Raw genomic sequence first — 16921 nt, forward strand, 5'->3', positions numbered from 1 at the left:
TATCATTTAGCAATTTTGTCACCCCTTCCTCTTTTACCTTCTAAATTGTGGACATGAACATGTGCACCAGCGGGAATAAAAGCTGAGGCTGCACCAATGACTTCCCCATATTTAATTATGTCTGCTCCTTGTTCGATGGCTTTGACTGCGAACTTATGTCCAAAACGAATCGGTTCAAGAATGGGTACGACAAGTTCTTCAAGGTCTGCCTTCACAACTACTGATGTGTTTGCGGGGATTTCGGATAAAGCGACAGCTACACTATCTTTCGTACTTAAGTAAAGTGTTTTATACTCGCTCATTTTGTCACCCCTTAAATTGTTTGAACGGCTTTACTTTGGATAACCGGGTTGTTTAACACTCCAATCCCTGGTATTTCAATTTCGATTCGGTCATCGCCTTTCAATGTAAATTCATTTGGCGGAACCACGCATGTACCTGTTAGTAAAACGGATCCGTCAAAAACAGTGTTATCTAAGACTAAATAGTCGACAAGCTCTTCCAATTTTCGTTTCAGTTGGTTTACTTTCGCTTCACCTTCAAATACTTTTTCTTCATTTCGATAAATACGGCACATGATTTTAAGCTCATATGGATCCGGGACAGCCTCTTTTAACAAGATGGCAGGTCCAATGGAACAAGAGTTTTTCCATACCTTTGCCTGTGGAAGATAAAGCGGATTTTCACCTTCAATGTCACGGCAGCTCATGTCGTTCCCTGCGATATACCCGAGTACCGTTCCCTCTTTATCGATGACAAGACCAAGCTCCGGCTCCGGAATTTGCCAATTGGAATCAGAACGCAAGTAAACTGGATCATTCGGGCCCACAGTTCTTGCTGCAGTCGATTTAAAGAAAATCTCAGGACGCACTGCATCATAAACTTTGTCATAGAACGTTTGGCGGTCAAGTTTTCCTTGCGTCGCTTCGTAGTTACGTGCTTCCTTGCTTTTTTTATACGTAACGCCGGATGCCCATACTTCCGGTGCGTCGATGGGAGTTGTTAATTGAAGACCTTCCAATGGCTGTGTTTCTCCTTTGTCGGCAAGTTGTTTTACAATATCAAACGCTGTTCTGTTTTCGTGCCGTGCCGTTGTAATCAACGACATAAAATCTGTAAATGGAAGGTCCACCACATTGTTTTCATTTGTAACTGCAGCAAGTTGTTTCTTGTTTTCTTTTACATAGCGAATAATTCTCATTTGCTAGTTCCTCCTAAATGGCAGACCTCTATTTAAATTTTTTGATATTCATAACCGAGTTCCTGCGAAATTTTACTGCTGCATTCCTTTAAGAGACGTACGTAATACTCATGTGTTTCTTCGTTTACTTTAGATGCAGGCATCGATACACTCATTGCAGCGATAACCTTTCCTGAATAATCTTTTATCGGTACAGCCAGACAGTAAATTCCCGGTTCGTTTTCTTCATTATCCATTGAATAGCCATCAATTCGCGCTTTTTCTATTTCCGTTAAAAACTGCTCCTTGGTTCTAATTGATCTTTCTGTCGGTCCCGTGTAATCATAACCGTCTAAGAGCAAATCCAGTTCACTATCCGTTTTGGTTGCCACAAGAGATTTGCCAACTGCACTCGTATGGATTGGAACACGCCGGCCAATACGGGAATATAAAACGGTTACTCCAGTGCCCTCCACTTTATCGATATAAACACCTTCCTGCCCGTCTAATATGACAAGGTGAAGTGTTAAATTCGTTGTTGCTGAAAGCCATTCAAGATGTTTTCTAGCTACCTTTCGCAAATCGAGATGGGTCACAACAACGCTTCCCCTCTCCAATAACTTTAATCCGAGCGAGTATTTCCCATTTTCTTCGCCTTGTGAAATATAGTGATGCACCTGTAAGGTTTTTAATAGTGAATGAACCGTACTTTTATGCAGATTCATTCGTTTACTTATCTCTGTGATAGTTAGTTCCCGCTCACGCTCATCAAATAAATCCAATATTTTCAAGGCACGCTCCACCGATTGGATGATAGGCATCGTTCCTCACTCCTTCTATTCTGTCTACCTTTATCTTATCGGATTTATGACGAGCATTCCTCACTTTATTACTACTTTTTTTTCCTGGAGTAAAATATCCTGTTCATAATCCAGTACTGCATCTTCAATGACAGCGATCGGGACCACACCATTAGCTGCATCTGTATGTCCAAACATCCTGTTGCTGGCCGCAACCATTTTTTGTCGAACTTTCATCCGCAGCTTGCGTTCCGCTACCAATGATTGTCTTTCTTCTTTTAAAAGTTCCGCAAATTCATGAACAACCTTCCCCGAACTAAGTTGAGTAGAATCGACAAAATCGATGCGTCGGTCACGAAGCTGAAGGTGAATTACATCACCTGATTTAAGTAAACCAATGCCGCCACCTTCATACGATTCTGGTGTCATATGTCCTATGGCAGCACCATACGTGACACCTGAATAGCGGCCGTCGCTAATGATCGTTGCGATTTTTTTCATAATACGGTTTGCATTGATATGCTGCATTGGTGTAAACATTTCCGGCATGCCAAATGCTACTGGCCCCTGCCCTGAAATAATGATTGCAATTTTCAAAGTGCCCTCTTCAACCATCCTGTCAAATAGCTCCTCATAGGTAGCAGATTTAAAAATAGACCATTCCGACTCCTTGTTGTATTTAAGAGATTCGAGCAATAGATTATGTTCGAAAAGCTTTTGCTCCTTTATTTTTGAAAGCAGATTTGAATCGAGTAGGCTTTTATTTGCATCATCTTCATTTTCGTAATAAAGGACAAATGCCAGCTTATCATCGAATTGGTCAAGCTGTGGTGTCGGCATTCCGCTGATCTTTACAACCGCGCTTTCAAAGAAGTTTCCTTTTAATACATCAACACCGCTGAATCCACGGCGTGGACTGGACAAAATGACCTGATCTTTCTTTACGTTAACCGCTTTTAGGCTACTTGTAATCGAAAGACGTTCTTTCCAAGTTTTTGCTGCGACAGTCGGCGCATCCTGGTCCATTGGTACGCCATTCTCAATAAGTTCATAAAAAAGTGTTTCCATACCCCTGCTTTTCCCGCTGCAACACTGCATGGCAAGTGAATAAATGTCCCTTCCTTCTGTCAAACTGTAGTCAAATAAATCTGGAATTGGATGTAAATGCTGGATGCGATCAATGTCCCATAAACTGAATTTGTATCCTGCATAAAGCATGCCTGCGACAATATGCATCATTAAGTTTGTAGAACCACCCGAAGCGCTGTGAATACGTATTGCATTTTTTATGTTCGTAGCGACAATGTTGGCCACGCCGTAGCGCTCGTCATTTATCATGCCGGCAAAGCTATCAAGTACCGAGTTAATTTGGCGTTGTGTTGGTGGATCGGTTAATAGCTCAACGGCTGGATGAACGAGACCCATGCCTGCCACTAAATGACGTGAACTATTGCCCGTTCCATTAAAGGCACATACACCTCCCTGCCCGTCACATGTTGCGACAGCAAGTCTCATTTCAAAATACTTATGCTGTTCCTTCGTCAATATTCCTCGTTCATATGCCCGTTCAAACACGCCCTGGAATGCAGTATTCGAAGAACATTGCAATATATATGCCATCGTATCTCGTAAATCAACGGCTACATCGGCTGCGCCTTTACTTTCCGCTTTTTTTGCAAGTGTTTCCAGTTCTTCTATCACGTCAGCTGGAATCGAACCTCCTTCTAATACGTGAGCAGGTGCAAATGTTGCGAAAAAGGGTGCTTCACCACGGTTGCGGCGCACACGATCAACATGTGCTAGTGCACTTACCACTCCAAGAGGCTGCTTATCACACCCTTGAATGACGAATGCACCATGATAACTGTGTGCCTCCAGCTGGTTGACAACCATTTGTGCAACCGCATTCCGGCTCTGAAGAGAGTAACTCATTCCTTGATTGTTTTGCGCAGTTCCATCACACATTACCGGTGTCGAGAAATGAAACGGCACGCCGCCGTTTTGCCAGATGCGGATTGCCGCCCGTGCCGACGTTTGATAATCCATTATATGGGCCGGGTGATCGGACGAACCACCGATAATTGCAATACGCGGGGCATTCCTCTCTAGCCGCATATAAATTTCTTCAAGCGTCCAATCAGGCTTGCCCCCTTCATATGTGGTGCCAAGCGTCAGCTTCGAACGGTCCAACAGACCCGCAACCGTAATGGGTTCATTTGCTTTTCCTTGTACATTATCGCGGTAAGGGTTTATTTCGTTATCAATTAGTGGATATAGGTGTGTCATTTCAGCACTCCTTTTCAGATTTCAAATTAATTCTTCCATTCTCTAAAAATATTAAAAAAGGTTTTTAGTCTAGTGCCAATTCTTCTGGTTCTGACAGGATCTCTATATTTTTGTTTTTTAAAGCTTCTTCCAACATGCTTTCAGAAATCCAAATTTCACCGATATCAAGCGTGTTTTTTATTCTTACGACTCTTACCTTATTCAAATCGAAGGCATTGCACGTTTTGATAGCGGCTTTAACAGCCAATTCGTTCGTATCTAAAAACATCGGGAGCTTTACTACATCTGTCACTGTGCTGGTGAGTGCATTGGCATACCCTTTTTCCCATTCGATTTCATTCATGACCGCCTTCGTCGTCATATCAGCCATGCCGATGCCGTTTGCATTACCGTGAGTTTTTTCAGTAAGTCCAAGAACAACGGTCCGTCTAACATCTGGCCCCCCGGTAGCATATGGAGTGGCGAAATTACCCGTTATGTTCGGATCCATTCCATCCCCCGAGATGTCCTTTCCGAGTTCATTTACAATTAGTACGTCCATCGAATCGAAATGTATTTTCGGCATCAATGATTTGGCTTCAAGCAAAAGTCCCGGCTCCGTTTCTTCCAGATCCTCTGCTGGGACTGCGACGATTTTCGCTGGTTTATCATAGGCATTTTCAATAGTCGCTAGCCCAAATATGATAGGGGCTTTTCTCAAGGAAACCTTAGCCATCTCAGGGACATGTTCCGCCATATACTTAAAGCTGTACGCATGTGCAGCTTCGGCCCCCTTTTGCTTGCCCAAACCGATTGTAATCATTTTCATAAGTCCGCTTTCAACCGGTCCACGAAATGCCGTGTGCGGTTTTATCCGATTAATGACTATGATTTTATCCGATTCATATGCTAGTTTATCTATATATACAGGGAGCCCATTTGGCAATTCATCCAATTTAACAACTTCCATCGATGACATGATTGGCGCTCCAACCGCTTCTTCTGTAACACCCAGCTGAAGCAACACATCTATTTGCCCTTCCGCTGTAGCCCCCCCATGACTTCCCATTGCTGGTACGATAAAAGGATTTCCGCCAGCATCCAAAACAGCCGCTACCGTTTCCCTTACTAGTATAGGGAGGTCCGCCACCCCTCTGCTTCCTACTGCAATTGCCACCCTGTCATCTTCAGTTATTCTTGATAAGACACCTGCTTCTTTTAATGCCTTCTTCACCTCACCAGCTACATCAGCGATTTGAGGTGTACAAAATTTCTGCCTCACTTTGACCATTTTCGGTAATGGGATTTCACGTAAAAGGTCAGTGATAATATTCATTTTCCATCCTCCAAACAGTCTGGATTATTTACCGCGTACTTTTTCAACTTCGCTCATCATTTCTTTTACTAGATCCTGACCAAATTTCTGAGCATATTCGTCCGTCACTGGTTGGATGACTTTCTTCATTTTTTCCATTTCTTCCGGCTCTACTTCATTGATTTTCATTCCTTCTTCTTTTAGATACTTAAGTGCTTTTTCATTTTCTTTTTGGTTAACTTCCCGTTGATACTTTCCAGCCTCTTGTGCGGCCTCACTCATGATTTTTTGCTCTTGTTCTGATAGGTCATCCCAAAACTTTTTACTTACAAGGAATACAAATGGTGTATAAACATGATTTGTTAAACTTAAGTAGTCTTGCACTTCATTATATTTTTGCGTTTGAATTGTTGCGAGCGGATTTTCTTGACCATCCACAGTGCCTGTTTCCAACGCAGTAAATACTTCAGAGAAAGCCATCGGCGATGGATTAACACCCAACTTGGAAAATGCATCTAAATGCACTTCATTTTGCATCGTACGAAGTTTAAGGCCTTTGAAATCTTCAGCCGTTTTAACAGGGTGTTTGCTGTTGGTTACGTTTCGGAAACCATTTTCCCAATATCCCAGACCTACTAAATCATGTTCCGGAAGTTTATCCAAAAGCTTTTTGCCTACTGCACCATCAAGTACTGTATAAGCCTCTTCTTCATTATTAAAGACAAATGGGAAGTCATATATTCCAAATTCCTTAATCATCCCCACAAGCGGAGAGGTTGAAGGAACTGTTACTTCCTGTAAACCGCCTTGAAGTGCTTCTGTCATTTTCTGATCATCTCCAAGAGTGGCATCAAAAAAGTTTTGGACTTTCATCTTCCCGCCGCTTTTTTCTTCAACCAGTTCTTTGAATTTTTCCATCCCCTGCCCTTGTGGGTGCATTTTACTATTGCCAATTCCTGCTTTGATTGTTCTTTCCTTTATTCCGTCAGCTGTAGCGCTTTCATTTTGTCCGCTTCCGCAAGCACCTAATAGTAGTACTGAAGGCAGTAAAACTCCAACCGCCAAACGTTTGAACAAAATATTCATTTTCTTTTTCCTCCTATAAAATAAGATGAATATCAGCATACAGACCCAATTACTTGTTTAATTCCGTTAGGAGGTAAACCATTCTAGAGGAACCATTACTAAGGAAGGAAACAAAATTAACAAGATCAATACAATTACTTCCACGAGCAAGAAAGGCCAAATTCCCTTCATGATATCTTCCATACTGATTTTACTTATGCCACACATGACATTTAATACGGTTCCGACCGGTGGTGTAAGTAAACCAATGGCATTATTCAGGATAAACAGGACACCAAAGTAAACTGGGTCGATTCCTGCAGCGACCACCAATGGCATCAAGACAGGTGTAAGAATAAGGATTGTCGGCGTCATATCCATTGCAGTTCCAACTACGATAACCAGTAAGTTAATCATTATTAATAGAAGGAATGGATGATCCATGAATGGTTCCAGTAATCCAATTACCTGGCCAGGTAAATCGGCTACAGTTATCAGCCAGGATGACACTAGTGCTGCGGCGACCAGAAACATGACCACACTTGTCATTTTTCCTGCATGAACAAAGACATCGTACAAATCTTTCACTTTCATTTCACGATAGATTACAAGACCGACAAATATTGCGTAAACTGCAGCCACCACTGCAGCCTCAGTCGGGGTAAATAGTCCGAATTTCAACCCCCCAATGATAATGACTGGCAGGAATAGAGCCCAAATGCCTTGTCGGAGTGAGATAAGTATTTCTTTTGCTGATGCTCGAGGATTAATCGCGACTTTATCTTTTCGTGCAACAATGGCCCAGGTAACCGTAAGTCCAACCGCAAGTAAAATACCTGGTACGATTCCTGCCATAAACAGCTTTGTAATGGACACACCACTCGCGACACCAAAAATGATAAAGCCAATACTTGGTGGAATGATCGGAGCAATGATACCACCTGATGCAATTAACCCACTTGACCGGTTCACATCATAACCAGATTTCACCATCATTGGAATCAATATAGCTCCAAGCGCTGCTGTATCTGCAACAGCAGATCCGGATAAACTTGCAAACAACACACTTGCAATGATCGCTACATAACCAAGACCTCCTTTGATATGGCCAACCATCTTCATTGCCATCTCAACGATACGCCGTGATAATCCGCCCCGATTCATCGCTTCTCCAGCCAGCATAAAAAACGGTATGGCCATTAGAGGAAAGTTATCCGCACCACTGATAAGGTTTTGCGCGATAATTTGACTATCAAAAATACCAAGGAAGTACATTAGCACTACGCTACTCACAAGTAAGGCAAAGGCAATAGGTATTCCAAGTCCCATGGCTCCCAGTAAAGATCCGACAAATACACCTATCATCCCTGTTTCTCCTCCTTAGCTACCCTAATATCTGAAGCAAATTCATCAGCATGGAGAGAAATTAACTCTTCTGACTCACTTATCATCACTAATTCTTCGTCTTTAATTTTATTGAAGAAAATCCGATACAAGTTGAAAATGATCATACTGCCCATTGAAACACTCACAAGAATACCTGTCCCATATACAAATGCCAGTGGCATGCCAGTGGCTGGTGCTGTACTGTCAATGTTTATCAACGTCATTTTCCAGCTGCCATCCAGGATCAGGAGAAGAACGAAAAGCATCAACAAATCACTAATAACGAGTACCACTTTTTTCATCTTAATTGGGAGCCGTTTGATGACCATGTCGACACCCAAGTGTTCTTTGTTTTTGAAAGCTCCGATGGCGCCGAGGAACGTCAACCAAATAAAGAGATATCTTGACATTTCTTCTGACCAAGTAATCCCTGAATTAAAGAAATAACGAAGAACTACATTACCAAACACGAGTACGACCATTATTGCTAACGCAGCAGCCATAATAATGTTCAACGAATTTTCTAAGATTCTGGAAATTTTATTCACCTATACATCTCCCCCTTCCTATCTAGAGCGCCTGCATTATTCTGCTTTTATTTTTCCAACAAGCTCTTCTGCCCAGTCATTTTCCTCAAAGACTTCATCATAAACAGGTTGAGATGCTTTTAACATTTTTTGTGAAAAATCTTCGTCAGGCTTAGTGAACTTGATACCATTATCCTTAAGAAATGCTTTGTCATCTTCGTAACTTTTTTCCATCAAATCAAACTCATATGCTGCCGACTCTTTTGCTGCTTTTTGAATGATTTTTTGTTGTTCCTTTGTAAGACCGTTAAAGAATTTGCTATTAATAATGTAAATATTGGGGCTGAACATATGCTTGGATTCTAGAACATCACTTTGAACTTCATTCCACCCCGAGGATCTCAGCGTGGCAATGGGATTATCTTGAGCATCCACCACCTTTTGCTCAAGTGCGGTAAAAACTTCTGAAATAGGTAATGGGCTTACGTTTGCCCCTAATGATTCACCTAATTTTATGTAATTAGGGATGTTCGGCATTCTAAGTCGAAGTCCATCAAAATCTTTCATACTCTTGATTGGACGATTGCTCGAAAACATCCTAAATCCATTTGCACTCCATGAAAGAGGTGTCACTCCATGTTTTGGATCAAGCTCTTCTGTCAATTCCTCTCCAATAGGTCCATTCAATACCTTCTTTACATGGTCGTAATCCCTAAATAGGAATGGCCATTCCGGAACACCCATTTTCGGAATGTCCGACTGCATGATTAGCCCGGGAACACCCATTTCGATTGTTCCGTTTCTGACACCGTCATAGAATTCTTTCTCTGCACCTAATGTACTGTTTGCATAAATCTGAACCTTAAGTTCACCATTACTCTCTTTTTCAACCATTTTTTTAAATTTTTCTTTTAAGGCAATGTTCTGAGGATGATTTTCGGCAAAATAATGTGCCACTTTAATCGTTTTCTTTTCAATTCCAGATCCGCTGGTTTTTTCTCCTTCACCACCACCACATCCTGATAAAAGCAATGCCACTGCAAAAGTAAAGCCTGTGGAGAATACAAAAAGCTTTCTTTTTTTCAAATAAAACCCTCCCCAAAGTTTTTTGTAAGCGTTATCATAACGAGCTGAAATTAATTACTTCTCCATACTCTTGTATAAGCCAAAGGTGAAATCGTTTTATAATGTAAAACCCCGTTTTTGTTTTACTCGGAGTAAGGAAAACACTTTACCGCTTATGACGTTTTACATATGCATTTATTACTTTTCTATAAGGCGAAGAATTTGTTCTATAATGTAAAACCCTGTTTTCAAATTCAGGATCTTACGTTGATTATAAGCTTCCATTTTTACTAAAGTCAAACCATTTTTTGAATTTTATAACAATTAAAAAAATACTCCTTTTGTCACATATCAATATGTCAATCATTAAAACTTTTTAACCAACGCCCTTTCCAGTCAGGCAATTGCAGAATCAAAACAGGCAAGATGAAAGTTGATTTTTTCTATACTAAGATATTTCTAAGATAGGGAACCAAACAAAACCAAAGGTTCTATTTAAAGTACATTCTTCTACTTCTTTTTACAGAGCTTTGAGTCGGAATTTCGTTTTGCCAGCTGAATAATCAGCCTTCCCTTTAAGAATTACTTTACTTTCCATTTGGTTAAGGCGACATTATTTAAACAATCATTACCACGGCTAAAGTTTATTTTTTTAATCCACTCTATCCTATTAGAAAAAGTTAGACCCTTTAAATGAAAATAAGATAAATTTTTTACTTGTTAAAATTTTTTCGGGATATCAAATGATATGATGCTTTCGGCCAATATTTGATTTTCATATTTGATCTTCCGCTTCATTAGAGTGGTATTCGCTTGTTTAATTTTCCCCTTGTTATTAAGTATATTGACCTGCCCTTTTCCTTCAAAAGTTCATTTTAATAGATACATCTTTTTCATCCTTGCCATTGATAAAATTTTTTTTATTGAGACCATTCATTATGAACCTCTCTTACATCCGGTTAAAAAACTCTACCCCAGGCTTTTAACAGGGGCTCATTAAAGATATCTATTTATTACCGATATATAGAACATGCTGGTTAATATATAAAACGGGAAGGAAAAGACAAAGATGAATAGACTTAGTACGAAAATAGGTTTTGTTCTTTTAGTAGGCATGATCGTTGCATTAATCGGAAGTTTACTTTTAATGTATAAGAGTACAAATGATACGGTAGAGAAAACAATAGCCACGAGTAGCTTAGACTTAGCAAGCAACATTGCTCAAGGCATTAATCCAACGTCTTATGCTGATTTTTTAAGTAATCAATCTGAAACCCCAACCTATTGGGAAATACGCGAACAGTTAAACGATTTTAAACAAAAAACTGGAGCACTATATGTATATACATTGGGGATTAATGAAAAAAGCGAAAAAGTTCATATTCTTATAGATGGAATGAGTAAGGGAGATAAAAAAGCATCGCCAATTTTAACCCCTACAACCGTAACTGCATATCAGGATGTTGAAAGCGTTATGAAGGGAAAGGTTTCTACCACTTCCATTGTTCATGACCCTGATTATGGTGACTATTTATCCGTTTTTGTTCCAATAATGAAAGGCGAAGAGGTCATTGGAATATTAGGGGTAGATATTGATGCCAGCAAAGTCGATGCTACTGCCAGCAAGGTTCTTAATGGGATCCTTCCCCTAACAATAATAATCAATGTAATCTTAATGGCAATCATAGTGGGTGCTCTAATATGGTTCTTGACTAGAAAGTTAAGCCCCCTTCACAAGGTCAGCATGGCTGCAAAGGAAATCTCCAATGGAAATTTATTAACAGCCAATGAGCTGATTGGCCAAACGAGGGTAAACGGAAACGACGAAATCAACGTTTTAGTGAAATCCTTTGAAGAAATGATTGCCAACACAATGATGATCGTCAACTCCATGAAACAATCATCCTTACTGCTTTTGGATTCATCAAGTGATATCGAACACAAAATCAAAGAAATGGATATCTCCACTCAATATATCGTTAAAGGCATTCAACAAGTTGCAGGAGCTACAGAAGTGCAATTGTACAGAAGTGAAGAATCATCTAGGGTCATCGAGGAAATGACCATAGGGATACAAAGAATTGCCGAAGCTTCGTCAGAAGTCAGTGAACAAACAAATCATGTTTCAACAAGAATGTCCATTGGAAATAAAGATATTAATGAACTCTCAAATCAAATTTTACAAGTAAAAGATGTTATGCTGCAAACAAGTTCAGAAATAAAAAAATTGGACGAACAAGCAAATGAGATTGTGAATATTGTACATTTAATTACAGGAATTGCAGAGCAAACAAACCTGCTATCATTAAATGCTGCTATTGAAGCTGCTAGAGCCGGTGAACAGGGTAAAGGTTTTGCGGTGGTATCTAACGAGGTACGGAAATTGGCAGTGGGCACCAAGGAATCTGCGATCAATATACAAGAGTCCCTGCTTAATTTTAAATCCATCATAAATAAATCAGTGAAAATGATGGAAGCTGGAACGAAAGAGGTAGAGGAAGGGACAAAATTTGTCCTGAATACAAAAAAAACTTTTAAACAGACCATAAAATCTTTTGAGCATGTTAGTGAGCAAATTCAAGAAATATCCGCCATTACCGAGCAAATGGCCGCAAGTTCACAGGAAATCAATGCTTCGATAGAAGAATTTGCTGGGTTAACGAAGGAAACAGCCAAGGCTTCAAAGCACGTGGCACATTCAACCGATCAACAAGCAAAATCCATGGAGGACATCTCTTCCTCGACCTCATCAATGGTAAAACTCGCTAATGACCTAGAAACATCTGTTGAACAGTTTAACGCGTAAAAAACTTGAACCACTATTCTATTACTATCTAAAAAAAGGGATTTTGCTATTAATGCAAAATCCCTTTTTTATATTACCTAGTTGATTTTAGTTTCAAATCACCTTCATAAGGGATATGTTCAACTGTTATCGTTATTTCTTTTCCATCTTTATCTTTACCGATTCTTTTATAAGTGAATTTATTTTCATTAAGTTCTGTAAGTTCAAGAACTGCGCCATACTTATTTTTCCCTTGTGAAACATGGGCTCTTATCTTATTTCCATGTACAACATCGTAATAGCCGTAATCACCTCGGCTTTCACCGGTTTTAGCATCAAAAAATTCATACTTATTTGTTTTATCATCAAATTTTGCTAGACCTAAATAATTCGAATTATAGCTAGATACATCATTTCCCTTTTCATCCAAGGCCACTGTTCCTTGCCATGGGGTGCTAGATAAAATTTTGTCTCCATCAACGTCTGTATCTACTTCCCCTGTGTAAGTTTCCAAAGTTTTATCTGGATCAGTAAATGTAAGTTCTGTTTCATTATAAGGAATATGATCAACAAACACCTCTACGTCGTTACCATTAGCATCTTTACCCATTCTTTTATAGGTAAACATATCCTTATTCAGTTCTGTTATTTCAACAACAGCTTGGTAACCCATTGATTCTGAAATTAACACTCGCATCTTCCCGTTGGTGATAAAGAATGTTCCTTTATCACCACGACTTTTTTTGGTATTTTTATCAAAAAATTCATATCTGGATGCTTCATCGTCATATTTCGCAAGACCAATAAAGTTAGCATTCTCCATTGTTAAGTCATTATTATTCTTATCATAAACTTTTGTACCTTGCCAATTCGTGCTACTAAGGATTTTAGTCAATTCCTGTCCTTCGGTTAACTTATTTTCTTGTTTACTCTCTTTAGCAGTTTGTTCATGTTTCTGTGCACTTTGATTGTCTTGTGCGTTTGTGTTACATCCCGTTATGGTCAATGTTAACCCCAGTAGTATAGAAGATGAAATTTTTGATTTTTTATTCATTTTTTTGTCTCCTCATTGTATATTGTTGTATTTATTATTTAGTAGTGCAAATATTGACTTTATAGATTCATCTATGATCTGGTTATTTTGCTCCTGCTTTTAGTAAAATTTGTTCAATCTCTTTAAATCCTTTCTTGCGTGCATGTTGTAAAGGGGTCACATTATTTTTATCAGGATTGTTGACATCAGCCCCATGATCAATCAACAATTGCACTGTTTGTTGCTGTCTCCCATCACCATTATTCAAAATGATGGCTTCTAGCAAAGCTGTCCAACCGAGATCATTTACATGATTGATATCCATATCAGTAGTAACAAGTTCTTTAATAATATCCACGTATCCATGTTCCGAAGCTGGGATTAAAGCCGTTCCACCATACCTGTTAGTAATTGTCGGGTCGGCACCTGCTTCAATCGTAAGTTTTAGAATATCTTTAAAACCTTCTGCACCGGCATACAAGAAAGGGTTATTTTCCATGTTATCCTGGATGTTGACGTCGGCACCCGCTTCAATTAGTATTTTTGCAGTCTCTACATCATTGATATAAGTCGCAATCATAGTGGCAGTTCGCCCTTCTGTGTCCTGTGTATTAATATCTGCACCTTGCTCGATCAACCTTCTTACCGTTTCCGTGTCTTTACGTTCTGCAGCTTGGATCAGTTCTTCATTCATACCTTTGCCTGTCTCCTTTTCTTGTTTATTTAGCTCTCTTTCATTATCTAAGACACATCCTTGAAGGATGAAAAAGCATCCAATGAAAATTGATAGCCGTCTCCACATGAAGCACACCATCCTGTAATTATTTGTTATTATTTTTGCGCTTGAACCATAAAGCAAAAGGCTTTGATCGCCTTTTGCTATGACATGCGATTTGGGATTAAGCAGCTTTTCTTTTGGGAAGCAGCAAACTGCGGGCGGCCATCGTATGGCCCTTGCCACATAGGACAAGGTTCGCCCCTGGATTAAAGTCTAACTGTCTCAGAGAAATGGCTTCCCATTTTACGGTACACTTCTTGAATTACTGTCATTCCACGTGTTTTTTCGGGTCATTTGGTTCCATTAATCAATAGAATCGGTAGCAATGAATTAGCCGCTTCCTCCTTTTTCAGTTATACTGATGTGCCAATAAAATGGTTTGTTCTATCCATGAGGATTTTTTCTCCCTTTTAATTTTTAGTCGCTTTGTTATTCCGTCTACATTATGATAGTGCTTATTCTTAAACTCCCTCTAAACAATTCCTTAAAAAAAGATTAACTTATTAATAAAATTTCTTAATGTTTATAAAAAAATCCCGCCACCTTCGTGACGGGTCATATAACATACTATTTAAACATTAAAGCGATATCCTGCTCCCCAAACAGTTTCCAAAAATTTAGGATGTGCAGGATCTCTTTCAATTTTTTCACGTAGTTTCCTGATATGGACGGTGACAGTCGAAACATCTGCAGCCGATTCCAATCCCCAAATATTTTCATAAAGCTGCTCTTTGCTTAATACTTGATTCGGATGCATGACAAAAAACACTAACGTATCGAATTCCTTTGTTGTAAACGGGATCACCTCTCCGTTTATATGAACTCTGCGTGCTGACTTATCTATAGAAATTCCATGAACATAGATGGAATTGGATTTGGGGTGACTTCCTGATAAACGTTCATAACGCGCTAAATGCGCCTTTACTCTTGCAACTAGTTCACTTGGACTAAAGGGCTTTGTAATATAATCATCTGCCCCTAGACCAAGCCCCCGAATTTTATCGATATCTTCCTTTTTGGCGGAAACAAGCAATATCGGGATATTTTTGACAGCACGTATTTGTTTGCAAATCTCAAATCCATTCAACCCTGGAAGCATGATGTCCAAAATGATTAAATGATAATTTCCCTGAAGGGCCTGTTGGAGACCTGCATCACCTGTATATTGAATATCGACACTGAAATCATTAATTTCCAAGTAATCCCTTTGCAATTCTGCAATACTGACTTCGTCTTCAATAAGTAATATCTTTTTCACATTTCCTCACCTTTCTTTATGGAAAAGAAGACACTTGTACCCTTTCCTATTTCACTAGTAGCCCAAATATCTCCTCCATGCTCGCCGATAATTTTTTTTGCGATCGCAAGTCCTAAACCACTTCCACCTGTCCGAGAATTTCTAGATTGCTCAGCACGATAAAAGCGGTTAAAAATATAAGGCAAAGCAGAAGATTCTATACCATAGCCATTATCTGTTACTTGTACAACTACATCATATAGACCTTCATGAAGAGAAATGGAAATGTGTTTTTCATCTTTATTCATATACTTTATACAATTGCTGATTAGGTTGGCCAATACGCGTTTTAATTTCTCTCTATCCGCTGTCACATATATCGGTTTATTCATCAAATGAAGTTCAATATGAATTCCTTGTTGAAGTAAATCCAGTTGAAGTTCTTCTACGTAGTCTTTCAAATATTTATCTAGTCTGACCGTTTCAAAAGTGAATGGTTCTTTTTTTAAATCCAGCTTGGAAAATAAAAACAATTCATCTATCAATGTATCCATATCTCTTGCTTTAAGGTATACAGTTGATAAATACTTGTCCATTTTCTGCGGGGTGTTTGCTACCCCGTCTTTTATCCCCTCAACATATCCCATAATCGAAGTGATCGGTGTCTTCAAATCATGAGAAATATTGGAAAGGAGTTCTTTGCGATTTTCCTCATACTGAAGCTGAAGGTTTACGGACTCTTTTAACTTTTTTCTCATTTCCTCAAACGCTCTATTCAATTGTCCGATTTCATCATTCGAAGACGCTTTTATTTCAAAGTTTAAATCTCCTGATTTTATCCGCTCTGCGCCTTCTTTTAGTATTGAGATGGGTTTAATGATGCTTCGTGAAACTAAATAATTTAGAAGTCCTATAATCATTACAAACAATAATAGCAATAGAGCGAATAAAATGGGAAACAATTCCCGGGTCAACTCGGCATAGGAACTTGCCTTTCTCAATACAAAAATACTTCCTTCACTTTTATCCGAAAAATAAAAATCAAACTTCACATATGTGAAAAAAGAGTCTTTCATTTTGATTGTGTCCCGCGTATTGATGTTCGTTTCTTCGAACTTGGGAAGTGATGGAACCAATCCTAGCTTATCTAGTGTTTGGGAAGCATACTCAATGTTTTTATCTTTTCTAACGACAATCTTAATATCCTTATGTTCAATCTTCTTCAGCTGATTTTCGTTTAGAAGCTGCTCAGGGTTATTTTTTGCCAAAAGCTTTAAATCGAGAAACACACTTTCCTCTACTGCAGTCAAAGGTTTTTGGAGATAAGATTTTTTGTATAAATGCTCTATCGATTTCACATCACCTGTTATTGCAAAAATAAGTAAAAATCCGGCTGCTAAAAATAAAGTGATGGAAATAAGGATTACTCCAACGTAGGACAACAGAAACCTCATTTTAATTGACAAATATATTCACCCCGTGTCG

Annotated in this window: 14 protein-coding genes; 1 reads left to right on the forward strand and 13 read right to left on the reverse strand. The window is 39.1% G+C overall.

Annotated elements, in window-relative coordinates:
• Positions 1 to 2: 2 nt before the first annotated feature.
• From QUF78_RS14960 to QUF78_RS15000, 9 genes are all read right to left on the reverse strand, one after another.
• The gene (locus QUF78_RS14960; protein WP_289325283.1) at positions 3 to 302 is read right to left on the reverse strand and encodes a UxaA family hydrolase; all 300 of its coding nucleotides are present in this window, start codon (positions 300 to 302) and stop codon (positions 3 to 5) included.
• 11 nt (positions 303 to 313) lie between these two features.
• The gene (locus QUF78_RS14965; RefSeq protein ID WP_289325284.1) at positions 314 to 1201 is read right to left on the reverse strand and encodes a fumarylacetoacetate hydrolase family protein; all 888 of its coding nucleotides are present in this window, start codon (positions 1199 to 1201) and stop codon (positions 314 to 316) included.
• Positions 1202 to 1233: 32 nt separating this feature from the next.
• Complete coding sequence (locus QUF78_RS14970) at positions 1234 to 2001, reverse strand: IclR family transcriptional regulator (protein ID WP_289325285.1); 768 nt, start codon at positions 1999 to 2001, stop codon at positions 1234 to 1236.
• A 60-nt stretch (positions 2002 to 2061) separates the two neighbouring features.
• A complete protein-coding gene (locus tag QUF78_RS14975; protein ID WP_289325286.1) occupies positions 2062 to 4266 on the reverse strand; it encodes a dihydroxy-acid dehydratase domain-containing protein in 2205 nt (734 codons plus the stop codon).
• A gap of 64 nt (positions 4267 to 4330) precedes the next feature.
• Positions 4331 to 5581 carry a nickel pincer cofactor-dependent isomerase, group 22 gene (locus QUF78_RS14980; protein ID WP_289325287.1) on the reverse strand — a complete coding sequence of 417 codons (1251 nt, stop codon included), beginning with the start codon at positions 5579 to 5581 and terminating at the stop codon, positions 4331 to 4333.
• 24 nt (positions 5582 to 5605) lie between these two features.
• Entirely contained in the window at positions 5606 to 6646 is a 1041-nt protein-coding gene (locus QUF78_RS14985) for a TRAP transporter substrate-binding protein (protein WP_289325288.1), read from the reverse strand.
• 66 nt (positions 6647 to 6712) lie between these two features.
• A complete protein-coding gene (locus tag QUF78_RS14990; protein ID WP_289325289.1) occupies positions 6713 to 7990 on the reverse strand; it encodes a TRAP transporter large permease in 1278 nt (425 codons plus the stop codon).
• Complete coding sequence (locus QUF78_RS14995) at positions 7987 to 8559, reverse strand: TRAP transporter small permease (RefSeq protein ID WP_289325290.1); 573 nt, start codon at positions 8557 to 8559, stop codon at positions 7987 to 7989. The genes QUF78_RS14990 and QUF78_RS14995 overlap by 4 nt, the downstream gene beginning before the upstream one ends.
• Before the next feature lie 36 nt (positions 8560 to 8595).
• Positions 8596 to 9624: a TRAP transporter substrate-binding protein gene (locus tag QUF78_RS15000; protein WP_289325291.1), complete on the reverse strand. Its 1029-nt coding sequence runs from the start codon at positions 9622 to 9624 to the stop codon at positions 8596 to 8598.
• A gap of 1048 nt (positions 9625 to 10672) precedes the next feature.
• On the opposite strand from QUF78_RS15000, the gene QUF78_RS15005 reads away from it, so the two are divergent.
• Positions 10673 to 12409 carry a methyl-accepting chemotaxis protein gene (locus QUF78_RS15005; RefSeq protein WP_289325292.1) on the forward strand — a complete coding sequence of 579 codons (1737 nt, stop codon included), beginning with the start codon at positions 10673 to 10675 and terminating at the stop codon, positions 12407 to 12409.
• 73 nt (positions 12410 to 12482) lie between these two features.
• Here QUF78_RS15005 and QUF78_RS15010 read toward each other — a convergent pair whose 3' ends face one another.
• The 4 genes from QUF78_RS15010 to QUF78_RS15025 form a co-directional block, all read right to left on the reverse strand.
• Positions 12483 to 13442, reverse strand: coding sequence for a DUF4822 domain-containing protein (locus QUF78_RS15010; protein WP_289325293.1), 960 nt, complete (start codon positions 13440 to 13442; stop codon positions 12483 to 12485).
• 82 nt (positions 13443 to 13524) lie between these two features.
• Entirely contained in the window at positions 13525 to 14223 is a 699-nt protein-coding gene (locus QUF78_RS15015; RefSeq protein WP_289325294.1) for an ankyrin repeat domain-containing protein, read from the reverse strand.
• A 547-nt stretch (positions 14224 to 14770) separates the two neighbouring features.
• Entirely contained in the window at positions 14771 to 15457 is a 687-nt protein-coding gene (locus QUF78_RS15020) for a response regulator transcription factor (RefSeq protein ID WP_289325295.1), read from the reverse strand.
• Positions 15454 to 16902 (reverse strand): sensor histidine kinase, encoded by a 1449-nt coding sequence (locus QUF78_RS15025; RefSeq protein ID WP_289325296.1) that lies wholly within the window; start codon positions 16900 to 16902, stop codon positions 15454 to 15456. Before QUF78_RS15025 ends, QUF78_RS15020 begins: the two co-directional genes overlap by 4 nt.
• Positions 16903 to 16921 lie beyond the last annotated feature (19 nt).

The sequence above is a fragment of the Peribacillus sp. ACCC06369 genome (assembly GCF_030348945.1).
Classification (GTDB): domain Bacteria; phylum Bacillota; class Bacilli; order Bacillales; family DSM-1321; genus Peribacillus.